Origin of the sequence: Xanthomonas translucens pv. undulosa, from assembly GCF_017301775.1 — a bacterium.
Lineage (GTDB): Bacteria > Pseudomonadota > Gammaproteobacteria > Xanthomonadales > Xanthomonadaceae > Xanthomonas_A > Xanthomonas_A translucens.
In genome coordinates, this window is record NZ_CP063993.1 from 2,417,356 (window position 1) to 2,432,070 (window position 14,715).

The 14,715-nt window shown below is 69.8% G+C and carries 14 protein-coding genes; 6 read left to right on the top strand and 8 right to left on the bottom strand.

Annotation, left to right across the window (positions count from 1 at the left end; translation table 11 throughout):
* Entirely contained in the window at positions 1 to 909 is a 909-nt protein-coding gene (gene glyQ / locus ISN38_RS10245; protein ID WP_003469925.1) for a glycine--tRNA ligase subunit alpha, read from the bottom strand.
* A gap of 75 nt (positions 910 to 984) precedes the next feature.
* On the opposite strand from glyQ, the gene ISN38_RS10250 reads away from it, so the two are divergent.
* The 3 genes from ISN38_RS10250 to ISN38_RS10260 all read left to right on the top strand — a co-directional run bounded on the left by ISN38_RS10250 (position 985) and on the right by ISN38_RS10260 (position 4,725).
* Positions 985 to 2,805 (top strand): GspE/PulE family protein, encoded by a 1,821-nt coding sequence (locus ISN38_RS10250; protein ID WP_003469923.1) that lies wholly within the window; start codon positions 985 to 987, stop codon positions 2,803 to 2,805.
* Between the two features lie 223 nt (positions 2,806 to 3,028).
* Positions 3,029 to 3,778, top strand: a complete 750-nt coding sequence (locus ISN38_RS10255; RefSeq protein WP_003469921.1) for a glutamine amidotransferase — start codon at positions 3,029 to 3,031, stop codon at positions 3,776 to 3,778.
* Positions 3,779 to 3,825: 47 nt separating this feature from the next.
* Entirely contained in the window at positions 3,826 to 4,725 is a 900-nt protein-coding gene (locus tag ISN38_RS10260; protein WP_003469920.1) for a BPSS1780 family membrane protein, read from the top strand.
* A 126-nt stretch (positions 4,726 to 4,851) separates the two neighbouring features.
* On the opposite strand, the gene tatC is transcribed toward ISN38_RS10260, so the two are convergent.
* From tatC to ISN38_RS10280, 4 genes are all read right to left on the bottom strand, one after another.
* Positions 4,852 to 5,592 carry a twin-arginine translocase subunit TatC gene (gene tatC, locus ISN38_RS10265; RefSeq protein ID WP_003469917.1) on the bottom strand — a complete coding sequence of 247 codons (741 nt, stop codon included), beginning with the start codon at positions 5,590 to 5,592 and terminating at the stop codon, positions 4,852 to 4,854.
* Positions 5,589 to 6,152, bottom strand: coding sequence for a Sec-independent protein translocase protein TatB (gene tatB / locus ISN38_RS10270; protein ID WP_206711786.1), 564 nt, complete (start codon positions 6,150 to 6,152; stop codon positions 5,589 to 5,591). Before tatB ends, tatC begins: the two co-directional genes overlap by 4 nt.
* A gap of 16 nt (positions 6,153 to 6,168) precedes the next feature.
* On the bottom strand, positions 6,169 to 6,396 hold the full coding sequence (gene tatA / locus ISN38_RS10275; protein WP_003476746.1) for a Sec-independent protein translocase subunit TatA: 228 nt from the start codon (positions 6,394 to 6,396) through the stop codon (positions 6,169 to 6,171).
* Between the two features lie 75 nt (positions 6,397 to 6,471).
* On the bottom strand, positions 6,472 to 7,377 hold the full coding sequence (locus ISN38_RS10280; protein ID WP_003469908.1) for a lipid-binding SYLF domain-containing protein: 906 nt from the start codon (positions 7,375 to 7,377) through the stop codon (positions 6,472 to 6,474).
* 165 nt (positions 7,378 to 7,542) lie between these two features.
* Here ISN38_RS10280 and hemH point away from each other — a divergent pair, with 165 nt between their 5' ends.
* A complete protein-coding gene (gene hemH / locus ISN38_RS10285; RefSeq protein ID WP_003469906.1) occupies positions 7,543 to 8,502 on the top strand; it encodes a ferrochelatase in 960 nt (319 codons plus the stop codon).
* 28 nt (positions 8,503 to 8,530) lie between these two features.
* Positions 8,531 to 9,340, top strand: a complete 810-nt coding sequence (locus ISN38_RS10290; RefSeq protein ID WP_003469903.1) for an alpha/beta fold hydrolase — start codon at positions 8,531 to 8,533, stop codon at positions 9,338 to 9,340.
* Positions 9,341 to 9,681: 341 nt separating this feature from the next.
* Here ISN38_RS10290 and ISN38_RS10295 read toward each other — a convergent pair whose 3' ends face one another.
* From ISN38_RS10295 to ttcA, 3 genes are all read right to left on the bottom strand, one after another.
* Complete coding sequence (locus ISN38_RS10295; RefSeq protein WP_003469900.1) at positions 9,682 to 10,461, bottom strand: M48 family metallopeptidase; 780 nt, start codon at positions 10,459 to 10,461, stop codon at positions 9,682 to 9,684.
* A 481-nt stretch (positions 10,462 to 10,942) separates the two neighbouring features.
* Positions 10,943 to 11,851 carry a recombination-associated protein RdgC gene (locus ISN38_RS10300; protein ID WP_003469897.1) on the bottom strand — a complete coding sequence of 303 codons (909 nt, stop codon included), beginning with the start codon at positions 11,849 to 11,851 and terminating at the stop codon, positions 10,943 to 10,945.
* Between the two features lie 132 nt (positions 11,852 to 11,983).
* The gene (ttcA, locus tag ISN38_RS10305) at positions 11,984 to 12,856 is read right to left on the bottom strand and encodes a tRNA 2-thiocytidine(32) synthetase TtcA (protein ID WP_206711787.1); all 873 of its coding nucleotides are present in this window, start codon (positions 12,854 to 12,856) and stop codon (positions 11,984 to 11,986) included.
* A gap of 517 nt (positions 12,857 to 13,373) precedes the next feature.
* Here ttcA and xylA point away from each other — a divergent pair.
* Positions 13,374 to 14,714, top strand: a complete 1,341-nt coding sequence (xylA, locus tag ISN38_RS10310) for a xylose isomerase (RefSeq protein WP_047325492.1) — start codon at positions 13,374 to 13,376, stop codon at positions 14,712 to 14,714.
* The last annotated feature ends 1 nt before the right edge of the window (position 14,715 follow it).

A 14,715-nucleotide genomic window follows, 5' to 3' on the forward strand; every position in this document is an offset into this window, starting at 1 on the left:
TCAGCGCTTCACGCCGGGGAAGCCCAGCTTCTCGCGTTGCGCGTGGTAGGCCTTGGCCACCGCCTGCGCCAGCGCGCGCACGCGCAGGATGTAGCGCTGGCGTTCGGTCACCGAGATCGCGCGGCGCGCGTCGAGCAGGTTGAAGGCGTGGCTGGCCTTGGTCACCTGCTCGTAGGCTGGCAACGGCAGGCCGAGTTCGACCAGTCGCTGCGCCTCGCGCTCGCAGGCGTCGAAGCGGTGGAACAGCTCAGCCACGTCGGCATGCTCGAAGTTGTACGCGCTCTGCTCCACCTCGTTCTGGTGATAGACGTCGCCGTAGGTCACCGGCGCGCCGTCCGGGCCATAGGTCCACACCAGGTCGTAGACGTTGTCGCAGTTCTGCAGGTACATGCACAACCGCTCCAGGCCGTAGGTGATCTCGCCCAGCACCGGCTTGCATTCCAGCCCGCCGGCCTGCTGGAAGTAGGTGAACTGGGTGACCTCCATGCCGTTGAGCCACACTTCCCAACCCAGGCCCCAGGCGCCGAGCGTGGGCGATTCCCAGTTGTCCTCGACGAAGCGCAGGTCGTGCACCAGCGGGTCGATGCCCAGCGCCTGCAACGAGTCCAGGTACAGCTGCTGGATGTTGTCCGGGTTCGGCTTCATCGCTACCTGGTACTGGTAGTAGCGCTGCAGGCGGTTCGGGTTCTCGCCGTAGCGGCCGTCGGTGGGACGGCGGCACGGCTGCACGTAGGCCGCGTTCCACGGCTCCGGGCCGAGCGCGCGCAGGAACGTGGCCGGGTGGAAGGTGCCGGCGCCCACTTCCAGGTCCAGCGGTTGGATCAGCACGCAGCCGTGCTGCGCCCAGAACTGGTTGAGGGTCTGGATCAGACCCTGGAACGTGATCGGAACGGACCGGGAGACGGGCATGCAGCAAAGGCCGGCAAAGGGGGTGCGCTAGTATAGCGACCGACTTGCGGGGACTTCCGCGCACCGGACCTGACCATGGATTCGCGACCTGCCGCGCAGCCGCCCGCCGTGCCTGTACCCGCCACGGTGTCGCTGCCGCCCGGGCGGCTGAGTTTCGAGCGCGTGGCCGCGGCGCTGCTCGCCGACGGCCTGGTCGCGCCGGCCGAGCGCAGCCGCATGCAGTTCTCGGCGCAGTCCGTGCGCACCGTCAGCGACGTGCATCCGCTGGTGCTGCTGTCCAACCTGAAACTGGCCGCGACCCGCCCGCCCGGCAGCGAGCTGGGCCTGGAACGGCTGACCGAGTGGCTGGCGCAGCGCTGCGGCCTGCGCTATCTGCGCATCGACCCGACCCGGGTCGACGTGGCCGCGGTCACCGCGGTGGTCTCGCATGCCTATGCTCGCCGCCACCGCATCCTGCCGCTGGCGCTGGACGGCGAACGCCTGCTGGTGGCGACCAGCGAGCCGCTGGCGCTGGACTGGCTGGCCGACGTGCAGCACTTGGCGCGGCGCCGGATCGAGATCGCGGTGGTCAACCCGCTGGACCTGCACCGCTACACGATGGAATTCTTCGGCGTGACCCGCTCGGTGCGCGGCGCCAAGGACGGGCGCAACGAGCAGAGCAGCGGCCTGCCCAGCTTCGAGCAGCTGGTGGAACTGGGCCGCGGCGGCGACGTCAATGCCGACGACCACCACATCGTGCACATCGTCGACTGGCTGCTGCAGTACGCCTACGAGCAGCGCGCCAGCGACATCCACCTGGAGCCGCGGCGCGAGGCTGGGCGCATGCGCTTCCGCATCGACGGCGTGCTGCACAAGGTGCTGGAAGTGCCGCCGGCGGTGATGACCGCCATCGTCAGCCGGATCAAGGTACTCGGGCGCATGGACCTGGCCGAGCGCCGGCGCCCGCAGGACGGGCGCATCAAGACCCGCTCCCCGGGCGGGCGCGAGACCGAGATGCGCCTGTCGACCATGCCCACCGCGTTCGGCGAGAAGTGCGTCATGCGCATCTTCGACCCGGACGCGGCGTTCAAGAGCGTGGACCAGCTCGGCTTCAGCGTGCAGGAGGCGGCCGGCTGGAAGGCGCTGGTCGAACGCCCGCACGGCATCGTGCTGGTCACCGGCCCGACCGGCTCGGGCAAGACCACCACGCTGTACTCCACGCTCAAGCGCCTGGCCACGCCGGACGTGAACGTGTGCAGCGTCGAGGACCCGATCGAAATGATCGCGCCGGAGTTCAACCAGATGCAGGTGCAGACCAACATCGACCTGGACTTCGCCAGCGGCGTGCGCACCCTGCTGCGACAGGACCCGGACATCATCATGATCGGCGAGATCCGCGACCTGGAGACCGCGCAGATGGCGGTGCAGGCCTCGCTGACCGGGCACCTGGTGCTGTCCACCCTGCACACCAACGACGCGCCCTCGGCGATCACCCGCCTGCTCGACCTGGGCGTGCCGCACTACCTGGTCGCCTCCACCCTCAACGGCGTGCTGGCGCAGCGCCTGGTGCGCACGCTGTGCAGCCACTGCAAGCGCCCGCACATGCTCAGCGAGATCGAATGGGACGCGCTGCGCGCGCCGGGCGAAGCGCTGCCGGAGGAGCTGCAGGTGCACGCCCCGGTCGGCTGCCTGGAATGCCGCCGCACCGGCTATCTGGGCCGGGTCGGCCTGTACGAACTGCTGCCGGTGACGCCGCGCCTGCGCACGCTGATCCGCGCCGACATGGACCTGGCCGGCTTCAGCCACGCCGCGCAGGCCGAGGGCGTGCGCAGCCTGCGCCGCGCCGGGCTGGAAAAGGTCGCCGCCGGCCTGACCACCATCGAAGAAGTGCTGTCGGTGCTGCCGCCGCGCGAGTGAGGCGTGCGCGTCTTGCCGCCCCGATGCCGTCGTCGCACCGGGCACGCCAGGCGCCAGCGTGCGGGCCGGTCACGCATGCCGTGTTCGCTGGCCGGCGGCCGCGAACGACTGTCGTGCAGCTGAATTGCGACGCGCGATCGTGGCGCAGTGCGCTGCCGGCTTGGAAAAAGCCGCGAAGGTCTGACTACAATCGGGTTATCCCCAACCGAGTTGCCGCCTGCCGATGACGCCTGCGCCCTTCCTGATCCTCGAAACCGGCGAGCCGGTGGCGACGATGCGGCGCTACGGGCGCTTTCCGCACTGGATCCGTGTCGCCGCCGGCCTGGCCGCACGCGACACGGTGGTGGCCGATGTCGCCGGCGGCGCTGCGTTGCCGGCGTGCGACGGCTTCGCCGGGATCATCGTCACCGGCTCGGCCGCCTTCGTCACAGACCGTGCCGACTGGAGCGAGCGCTCGGCAGACTGGCTGCGCGAGGCCGCCCACGCCGGCACCCCGCTGCTGGGCATCTGCTACGGCCACCAGCTGCTGGCGCATGCGCTGGGCGGGGAGGTTGCCTACAACCCGGCGGGACGCGAATCGGGGACCGTGCACATCGATCTGCACCCGCCGGCGTTCGACGATCCGTTGTTCGCCGGCCTGCCCGAACGCTTCCCGGCCCACGCCACGCACCTGCAGACGGTGCTGCGCGCGCCGGCCGGGGCCACCGTGCTGGCGCGCTCGGCGCAGGACCAGTGCCATGCCTTCCGCTGGGGCGAGGCCGCCTGGGGCGTGCAGTTCCACCCGGAATTCGCCACCCACCACATGCGCGGCTACGTGCACGCCCGCGCCGAGTGTCTACGCAGCGCCGGACGCTGTGCCCGTACCATCGCCCGCGAGGTCAGCGCCGCGCCGTTGGCGCGCAAGCTGTTGCGGCGCTTCGTTCAGCACGCGCGCGGCCAGCAAACCGCCGGCGGCCAGGCAAAACCGCGATAATCTGTACACGCGCCGCCTTGTACGGCGTCCCCCACTTCGGATTGGCAATGATCGAGATTCGCAAGCTGCCGGCTTCGGCCGGCGCGGAATGGCTGTTGAGCGGGATTGCGCTGCTGCGCCGCGCGCCGCTGGGGTTGGGCCTGCTGGGCGTGATCTGGGGCCTGACGGCGTTGCTGGCGTTGCTATTGGGCGCACTGAATCCGAACCTGGGCATGCTCGCGCAATTGCTGCTGGGCCTGGCCGGGCCGTTGTTGTTCGGCGGGCTGGTGTGGGCGGTGCGCGAGGTGGACCAGGGCCGTACCGCGCAGCCGGCGCACCTGCTGCAGGGCCTGCATGACGGCCGCGCGCCGCGCCTGCTGGTGGCGCTGCTGCCGCAGGTGCTGGTCGGCCTGGGGCTGGGCGCGCTGGCGCTGGTGGTGGTCGGCCAGAGCGGCTGGGAGCAGTTGGGCACGGTGATGAACAAGCTCAACGAGCTCGGCCAGTCCAGCGCCCAGCCGGATCCGGCGCAGGTCGAGCAACTGGTGGCCACGCTGCCGGCCATGCGCATCCTGCTGTGGCTGCTGCTGGTGTTCGTCGGCTTCGTGGCGGTGACGCTGACCCTGTTCGTGTTCGCCCCGCAGGTGATGTTCGATGGCCGCAACGGCCTGGCGGCGATGCGCAACAGCCTGCGCGCCTGCCTGCACAACGTGCCGGCGATGCTGGTGTTCTTCGTGCTCGCCTTCATCGCCATGTTCGCGCTGTATTTCGTGCTGGCGCTGGTGGTGCTGCTGGTGCAGGCGCTGGCCGGGGCGAACATCGCCGCCTTGATCGCGCAATTGCTGCTGATGGCGCTGGCGATGCCGACCCTGGCTGGCGCGGTGTACGCGGCGTGGAAGCAGATGTTCGTGCACGGCGGCGATGCCGCGCCGGCGGTGCCGCCGCCGCCTTCGAATGTGTTTGCGGCTTGAGGGCCGGGAATCGGTAACAGCAGGCGGCCCTTCGGGGCCGCTTCTTTTTTGCGTGTGATGTGCGGGCACGATCCTGCGGCTGCTGCGGAAGGGTTTCGGCCCCGACGCATCACGCCGTTCCCATCCCTATTCCCTGGCCTCGATTCCCGGCTTCTTGGTCACCGCACTGGCGGCGATGATGCCGATCTCGTACAGCAGGCACATCGGGATCGCCAGCATCAGCTGCGAGACCACGTCCGGCGGGGTCAGCACCGCGGCCAGCACGAAAATGCCGACCACCGCGTAGCCGCGGCCTTCGCGCAGCTGCTGCGGGGTGACCCAGCCGAGCAGGGCAAGGATCACCAGCGCCACCGGCAGCTCGAAGCTGGCGCCGAAGGCGAAGAAGATCGCCAGCACGAAATCCAGATAGGCGCCGGCGTCTGGGGTGAGCTGGATGATGTCCGGCTTGAACGTGGTCAGGAAGTGGAACACCGCCGGCAGCACCAGGAAATAGGCGAAGGCGCAGCCGACGTAGAACAGCAGCACCGCCGAGGCCAGCAGCGGCAGCGCCAGGCGTTTCTCGCGCTGGTACAGGCCCGGGGCGACGAACGCCCAGGCCTGGTACAGCAGCCACGGCACGGCGATGAACACGCCCACGAAGAAGGTCAGCTTGAGCGGGGCGAACACCGCGCCGGCCGGGTGGGTGGCGATCACGCTCTGCCCGATCGGCAGCTGCGCCAGCATCGGCGCGGCCAGCCAGGTGTAGATGCGCTTGGAGAAGGGCAGCAGCACCAGCACCACCACGCCCAGGCCGAGCAGCGCGCGCACCAGGCGCGCGCGCAATTCGACCAGATGCTCGATCAGGCTGCTTTCGGCTTCCGGATTCATCGCGGCGGCTCAGGATCGGCGTTGGGCGGTGCGGCGCCAAGCGCCGGCGGTGCGGGGGCCGGATGGTGTGCGGCGGGTGACGTTGCGTCCGCTGGTACGTGCGCATGCGTTGCCGGTGCCGGTGCCGGTGCCGGTGCCGGTGCCGCCGCTGCGGCGGCAGGCGCGGCCGCGCCGGGCGGCGGCAACGGTTCCGGCGTTGGTGCTGGTGCAGCCGTCGCCGGCGATTCGATGGCGGCAGGCGCGGCGTCGGCGAGCGGTTCCGGCCCGGTCGGGTCGATCTCGCGGCGCAGCGCGTCGGTGTCGCGCAGTAGCTGCTGGCCGCTGTCGCGCAGCTGCGATTCGGCCTGGCGCAGCGAAGCCTGCACGTCCTGCAGGCTGCGCTTGAGCTCCTCGGCTTCCAGTTCGCGCTCCAGTTCCTGTTTCACCGAATCCCACTGCGCGCGCGCGCGGCGCACCCACAGGCCGGCGAAGCGCGCGGCCTTGGGCAGGCGTTCCGGGCCGAGCACCACCAATGCCACCACTGCGATCAGCAGCAGTTCGCTGAATCCGATATCGAACACGCCGACGGCTTCCTATTCAGCGCGCGTCGCGATCGCGTTCGGCCTGGGTCTGGTGGGACTGTTCGCCGCTGCGCGACTCGTCGCCGAGCTGGCCAGCGGGTTTGTCCTCGTCGCGCATGCCTTTCTTGAATTCCTTGACTGCACTGCCCAGATCCTTGGCGCCGCTGGTCAGCCGCTTGGTGCCGAACACCAGCAGCACGATCACCAGCACCACAAGCCAGTGCCAGATGCTAAAACCGCCCATGATCCGCTCGCAGAGAAGTCGTAAGGAACAAGCAGGATAACGCACCGCGCCGCGGTGCGTTCAGTGCCGCCGATTCTAGTGGTTGCCGTCCAGCGACTCGGTGCGGATCTCGCCTTCGGACACCGGCTGGAAGCCCTGCTGCGGCGGCGTCTGCATGGGCGCGGTGCTGGCACCGTTGGCGGCGGGTTCGGCGACCGCTGGCGCTTCGGCCCGCGCAGCCGCTTGCGGGCGGGGCGTTGGCGTCGGCGCGGCGCTGGTGGTGCGGGCGCCGCCGCTGTCGGTGCCGCGGTTCTGCCGCGCCGCGTAGGTGGCTTCCTCGAGCTTGTCGCGGAACGCGACCACGTCGTTGGACGCCAGGCCGGTGGTGCGGCCTTCGAAGATCATGCGCGGGGTGGTGTTGCTGCCATACACGTTGAGATCGGCGGCATCGTCGATCTGCAGCGCCGCGCCGTCCAGCGCCACGCCGGCGAACAGGCCGCGTGCGCGCGACCACGACCAGATCTCCGCCTTGAGCTGGCCGTCGGTGGCGGCGGAGGCGTTGCGCCCGACCGGGCCGGCGGCGACGCCGGCATCGGCGCCGAGGGTGAACTTGCCGTTGACGATGTTGTCCAGGCTGCGGTCGTTGCGGAACACCAGCACCACGTCGGAGGACTGCACGCCGACCTGGAAGCCGATGCTGCCGCCGGTGAGCTTGACGAACACCGGGTTGGACCAGGTGCCGTCGGGGCGTTTGACCGACATCAGGCCGTGGCCGCGGCGGCCGCCGATGACCAGGCCGGCCTTGAGCGTGTCCGGGATCACCACGATCGCGCGGCCCTCGTCGAGCAGCTTGTCGGGGATGGATTGCTCCGGGATCTGCTGGATGTCGGTCAGCACGCGCAGCGCGTTGCGGGCGCGCTCGTCTTCTTCCGGGCCGGCCACGGCGTGGCCGACGAACAGCGTGGTACTCAACAACAGCGCGAGGCGCGGCAGGCGGGGCATGGCGGGCTTCCGAAATAGGTCCGCAGCAAAATACTGCAAGTCCCCGAACTTAGTCACAGCGCAATGAATCGCCAATGAGCGTGTGCGGCCGTCATGCGCACTGGCGATCGTTGCGATCGACACCATCTCCACGCGCGTGGCGGGCGCCTCTGCCACAATGCACGCATGATCGACGCCCCCGAGACCGCCGTACTGGTGGTGAACCTAGGCACGCCCGAGGCGCCGACCGCGCCTGCGGTCGCCCGCTACCTGGCCGAATTCCTCGGCGACAAACGCGTGGTTGCCATCCCCAAGCTGTTCTGGTGGCCGCTGCTGAACTGGGTGATCCTGCCGCGGCGTTCGCCGCGCTCGGCGGAAAAATACGCGCTGGTGTGGTTGCCGGAAGGCTCGCCGCTGGCGGTGTACACCCGGCGCCTGGCCGAGGGCATGCAGCGCGAACTGCCTGGCCACCGCGTGGCCTGGGCGATGCGGTACGGCACCCCGGCGCTGGCGCCGGCACTGGACGCGTTGCGCGACGCCGGCGTACGCCGGATCGTGGTGCTGCCGCTGTACCCGCAGTATTCGACCACCACCACCGCCTCGATCGAGGACGTGACGCAGGCCTGGCAGGCGCGCAATCCGCAGCTGCCGGTGACCCTGATCGAGGACTATCCCACCGACCCGGCCTGGGTCGAGGCGGTGGCCGACAGCGTGCGTGCGCACTGGGCGCAGCACGGCCGCGGCGAGACCCTGTTCTTCTCCTTCCATGGCCTGCCGCAGCGCGTGGCCAACAACGGCGACCCGTACCCGCAGCGCTGCGAGGCCAGCGCGCAGGCGATCGCCGCGGCGCTGGGCCTGGGTGCCGACGCATGGCGGCTCGGTTACCAGTCGCGCTTCGGCGCCGAGCGCTGGCTGCAGCCGTATGCCGAGCCGAGCCTGTGGCAGCTGGCCGAGCAGGGGATCAAGCGGGTCGATGTGATCTGCCCGGGTTTCGCCACCGATTGCCTGGAAACGCTGGAAGAAGTGGCGATGGGCTTCGTCGAGACCTGCGCCGCGCGTGGCATGCAGGTGCGCTACATCCCCTGCCTCAACGACGCCCCGGCGCACGCGCGCGCGCTGGCGCAACTGGCCGCCCGCGCCGCATGACGCTGCGCACGTTCGCCTGCCCGTCGCGGTGGGCACGCTGGCCGGGCTGCGCAGCGGCGATCCGCACGGCCCCAAGCTGCTGGCGGTGCATGGCTGGCTGGACAACGCCGCCAGCTTCGTGCCGCTGAGCGCGCAGTTGCCGCAGCTGGACCTGGTGATGCTGGACCTGCCCGGCCACGGCCACAGCGTGCCGTTGCCGGCCGGCGCCGACTATCTGCTGACCGGCATGCTGCATCCGCTGCTGGACGCGGCCGACGCGCTGGGCTGGGAGCGCTTCGCGGTGCTCGGCCATTCGCTGGGCGCGGCGATCGCCAGCACCCTGGCCGCGGCGGCGCCGCATCGGGTCGAGAAGCTGGTCGCGATCGAGATGCTCGGCGGCCTCGCCGAGACCGTGGAAGGCACCCTGGAACGCTTGCGCGACAGCGTCGCCGTGACCCGCCGCGGCAACGCCTCGCCGCTGCGCGTCTTCCCCGACCTGGCCGCGCCGGTGCGTGCGCGGATGCGGGCCAACCAGCTCAGCGAGCCGGCGGCGCGGCTGCTGGTGGAACGCGGGGTCGAGGCGGTGGAGGGCGGCTACGTGTGGCGCAGCGACCGGCGCCTGACCCTGCCCACCGCGGTGCGGCTGAGCGAGGCGCAGGTGCAGGCGCTGCTGGCCGGCATCGACTGCCCGACGCGGGTGATCTACGCCGACCCGGCGCCGCCGTACTTCCCCGAGGCGCTGCGCAACGCGCGTGCGGCGCGGCTGCGCCACGGCCGCGTGCACGTGGTGCCGGGCAGCCACCACCTGCACATGGAGCAGCCGGCCGCGGTCGCGGCGCTGTTGCACGACTTCTTCTGAGCCGCCGGCCAGCGCCATGCGGGGCGCGGTCGGGTGGCGGCTGAATGCGGTACATACACAAACTCCGTGAAGCTTGTGTGTAGAAAAAATTTCGCTTAAGTTCCCGCCACGCCTGCCGACAAAACAGGCATAGACGCGATACGTCTTGCGTACGCGGCCCGATCCCGGCGTCCTGACATGCCGGCGTAGCGCCGTTCGGACCGTATCGTTCGCTGGCGCCGGAGGTCGCGCCAGGTGTGAGGTAGGCGGGGAGAGGGGGCCTGCCGGGCGCTGCGCATGGAGTTCTTCTTCCGCAGCGCTGAGGCGAAACCCGCCGCTCGTCCGCCGCGTCGCAGCGCGACTCAGCTCAACAGCCGCCGCAATTGCGCCTTCAGGCGCCGTCCCTGCGCATGGAAATAGTCGCGCTCGGCACGCCAGGCCGGGAACCGCGCTTCCACTTCGTGCCAGAACGCCGGCGAGTGGTTGGCCTGCAGCAGATGGCACAGCTCGTGGACCAGCACGTACTCGAACGCCGACGGCCGCCCCAGCACCAGCGCCAGGTCCAGCGCCATCGAACCATCCGGCGCCAGCGAGCCCCATTGCGAGGACATCACCTTCAGCCGCACCCGCGCCGGCGCGCGCGGCAGCGAGGGCAGGTATTTGGGCAGCCAACGGCCGATGTCTGCGCGCGCCTGCGCTTCGTAGAACTCGCGCAGCGCGCGCGCGATCGCGGCATCGCCGGCGCGCGCCGGCAACTGCAGTTCCGCCCCGTCGGCATCGACCTGCAGCCGCGCGTAGCGGCCCTCGCTCCAGCGCAGCGGCAGGCGTTCGCCGCGCAGCGGCAGCCAGCCTGGCACGCCGCGCTGCAGGCTCGGTTCGTCGTCTTCGGCCTGATAGCGCGCCAGCTGCTCGCCGAGCCAGTGCCGATGCTCGAGCAGGAAACGCTCGCCGGACACCAGGCTGGCACGCAGCGGCAGGGTCAGGCGCGCGCCGCGTTCGTCGACGCTGAGCTTGATCCGCCGTGCGCGCGGGTCGCGCACGCGCAGCACCTCGATCTCGCGCTCGTCCAACTGCAGGCGGACGAGGTCGCGTTCGACGGCCACGGCAGGCGGCGCGAGCAGGCGACGAAGGAAATCGGGCATGCGCACAGCATACCGCTCATGCGCGCGCGCACGGTGACAGCGCGCACCGATCGCGCTGCATGCTTCAGTTGAGTTCCGGTCACAGTCGGCTGCGGATCGTTCGGCAGCGGATCCGGGCAGCGCACGCCATGGCCCCTGTAGGAGCGGCTTCAGCCGCGACGAGCGAAGTGGGAGGGACTTCAGTCCCGGCTCCGGCAGCAGTCGGGACTGAAGTCCCTCCCACAGTGCACCCAGCCAGCATGCTGGTACTCCCTTGTGGGAGCGACTTCAGTCACGGCGAACGGAGTCGGGAAGTTACCCGGCTTCGGGTAGCTGCCGGTCGGGGTTGAAGCCCCTCCTACACTGCACCCGGCCAGCAGGCGCGCGGCTTGTGTAGGAGCGGCTTCAGCCGCGACGAACGCAGCCGGGAAATGGGCCGGCTTCGGTGCCTGTCTGGGCCGATAGATCGAGGCGCGATCCGCCGGGATGTGCCGGCCTCGCCTCAGCTGTCCGCCTTGCTCAGCTTCAACGCCTCTTCCAGCAGCAGGAACAAGCGCCGCACTTCGGCGCTCATCAGCGCGAAGCGGGCGTCCAGTTCGGCGCGTACGCCGTCCTGGTCGGCGTTCTCCAGCTGGTCCAGGGCGCCGTCGAGGAACTTCAGCTTGCGGATCACCAGGTCGTCGCCGAGCACGAAGGAGACGTGGTCGTCCAGGATCAGTGCCAGCTTGGTGACCTGCTTGCCGGCTTCCAGGTGCTTGTCGATCTCGTCGCAGCGCAGTTCCTGGTGCTGGCATTTGACCACCGCGCCGCCTTCGATCGGATCCTTCATCTCGCATTCTTCGCCCAGGCTCAGGCCTTCGGGCAGGGGCTCGCCGGCGATCCAGCCGGTCAGGATCGAGCGCGGCGCCACTTCCGCGTTCAGCGGCAGCGCCGGGAAGCTGCCGAGGACGCCGCGGATCTCGGACATCACGTTCTCGCCGCTCTTGCGGCTGGAGGTGTCCACCGCGACGTAGCCGTGCTGCAGGTCGAGCATCGCGTCGGTGCGCGAGGACTTGACGAAGGCGCGCGGCAGCAATTCGTGGATCAGGTCGTCCTTGAGCCGCTTGCGCGCCTTGCCACCGGGCCGGCGCCCTTCCTTCTCCTCGATCTCGGCGACCTTGCGCTCGAGCAGGTCGTTGACCACCGAGCCGGGCAGGATCTTGTCCTCGCCGCCGACGGTCAGCCACAGGAACTCGGCGATGCGGTGCGACAGCACTTCGCGCTCGTCGCGGCCGAACGGGGAGATGAAGCCGCGCGAGCTCATTTCCAACGGGCCGACCGGCTTGAGCTGCACCTCCGGCAGGAGCTTGTCGATCTCGGCGAAGTCGAGGGTGGTGGGGAAGCGGAACAGGGTCAGGTTGCGAAAGAACATCGAGCATCCAGCAGAAGGAAACGGAACGGCCCGGCGCCGTGCGCAGGGTGGGCTGCGGGCATTGTCGCATCGCTCCTGCCCGGATACCGCAACGCGCGGTTCAGCGGCGCGCGCGCAGCGCCGGCGGCGGCCTCACGCGTCGTTGTCGAGCGGCCAGGCCGTGGTCGGTGCGGCGTCGGCAGCGCCGAGCGTGCGGAAATCGAACAGCGCCGGGTCGGCCAGCTGCGCCGGCTGCACGTTGCCCATGGCGCGCGCGATCTGCTCGATGCGGCCGGGATGCTCGCGGTCCCATTGCTGCAGCATCCGCCCGACCTGGCGCCGCTGCAGGTTGTCCTGGCTGCCGCACAGCGTGCACGGGATCAGCGGGAAGCCGCGCGCCTGCGCGTACTCGGCGATGTCGGCCTCACGCACGTAGGCCAGCGGCCGGATCACCACGTGGCGGCCGTCGTCGCTGCGCAGCTTCGGCGCCATCGCGGCGAGCCTGGCGTGGAAGAACAGGTTCATGAAGAAGGTGGCGACGAGGTCGTCGCGGTGGTGGCCCAGCGCGATCTTGCTGATGCCGTTTTCGGCGGCATAACGGTACAGCGCGCCGCGGCGCAGCCGCGAGCACAGCGAACACATGGTCTTGCCCTCGGGCACCACGCGGCTGACCACCGAATAGGTGTCCTGCTCGATCACGTGCCAGGCCACGCCGAGCGTGCGCAGGTAGTCGGGCAGCACGTCGGCGGGAAAGCCGGGCTGCTTCTGGTCCAGGTTCACCGCGACCAGTTCGAACGGCACCGGCGCCTTGCGCTGCAGCTGCAGCAGGATGTCCAGCAGGGTGTAGCTGTCCTTGCCGCCGGACAGGCACACCATCACCTTGTCGCCGGCTTCGATCATGCCGAAATCGGCAATGGCTTGGCCGACCTGCCGGCACAGGCGCTTGCCCAGCGCCGACGGCGCGCGGCGCGCGCGCGGGGCGGGATCGGCGAGGCGTTGTGGCAGGGGCAGGGGCGTAGGTGTCATTGGCGCGCATTGTAGACAACGTGTGCCGCGGATCGCGTCTCCTGGCGCCGTGCAGCGCCAAGCGCGGGAAGGTGCGCGGCGCGAGTGTGCTGGCGCGCACGCTGTGCGCAGCGATGGCGCAGCGCAGCAAGCGTTTCGCCGATGGGCTGGGTAAAGTCCGCCTGTCCCCCCGCTTGCGAACCGCATCTGATGGCCCCGTCGGCTTTCCTCCGCAGCGATGCTTTTTTAGCGCGGTTTCTGGTAGCGCTACCATCGCGTCGCATATCGTGCGGTGGGCGAGGCGATCGGATTGCCTCGCGCAAAGGTACGTTCGCTCCTGCGCCGCTGTCCAGGACTGCGCCTGCATCACCCGCAGCACCGCTGCGCTGGCCGATCATGGCGATCATGCCGCGCGCGTTCCGGCGCCGGCGCCCCTGCCTCTCTTCGTGCCCGCGTCCCTCCCGCCGATCGCCGCCGCTGCGCCCGCGCGACAGCAACGCGCATCCTCTTCCTCCCACTCGACAGGATTCCCTCTCCCATGAGCAACTCCTTCTACATCGGCGCCAAGGAATACTTCCCGGGCATCGGCCGCATCGCGTTCGAAGGCAAGGCCTCGGACAATCCGCTGGCATTCAAGGTCTACGACGCGCACAAGCGCATCGGCGACAAGACCATGGCCGAGCACCTGCGCTTCGCCGTCGCCTACTGGCACAGCTTCTGCGGCAACGGTGCCGATCCGTTCGGTCCGGGTACGCGCGCCTATCCGTGGGACGCCGGCAGCGATGCGCTGGGCCGCGCCGAGGCCAAGGCCGATGCGGCGTTCGAATTCTTCACCAAGCTCGGCGTGCCGTACTACTGCTTCCACGATATCGATCTGGCGCCGGACGCGGACGATGTGGGCCAGTACGAGAAGAACCTCCGGCATATGGTCGGCATCGCCAAGCAGCGCCAGGCCGACACCGGCATCAAGCTGCTGTGGGGCACCGCCAACCTGTTTTCGCATCCGCGTTACATGAACGGCGCTTCGACCAACCCGGATTTCAACGTGGTCGCGCGCGCGGCGGTGCAGGTCAAGGCCGCGCTGGATGCCACCGTCGAGCTGGGCGGCGAGAACTACGTGTTCTGGGGCGGCCGCGAAGGCTATGCCAGCCTGCACAACACGCAGATGAAGCGCGAGCAGGACAACATGGCGCGCTTCCTCACGATCGCCCGCGACTACGGGCGCAGCATCGGCTTCACCGGCAATTTCCTGATCGAGCCCAAGCCGATGGAGCCGATGAAGCACCAGTACGACTTCGACAGCGCCACGGTGATCGGCTTCCTGCGCCAGCATGGGCTGGACCAGGACTTCAAGCTCAACATCGAGGCCAACCACGCCACGCTGTCGGGTCACAGCTTCGAGCACGACCTGCAGGTGGCGTCCGATGCGGGCCTGCTCGGCAGCATCGACGCCAACCGCGGCAACCCGCAGAACGGCTGGGACACCGACCAGTTCCCGACCGACCTGTACGACACGGTCGGGGCGATGCTGGTGGTGCTGCGGCAGGGCGGGCTGGCGCCGGGCGGGCTGAACTTCGATGCCAAGGTGCGGCGCGAGTCGTCCGATCCGCAGGACCTGTTCCTGGCGCACATCGGCGGCATGGACGCGTTCGCGCGCGGGCTGGAAGTGGCCCATGCGCTGCTGACGTCCTCGCCGCTTGAGCAATGGCGCGCCGAGCGTTACAGCAGCTTCGACAGCGGCGCCGGCGCGGCGTTCGCGGCCGGCCGCAGCACGCTGGCGGACCTGGCGGCGCACGCGGCCAAGGCCGGCGCGCCGGCGCAGGTGAGCGGCCGCCAGGAAGCCTACGAGAACCTGATCAACCAGTATCTGATCCGCTGAT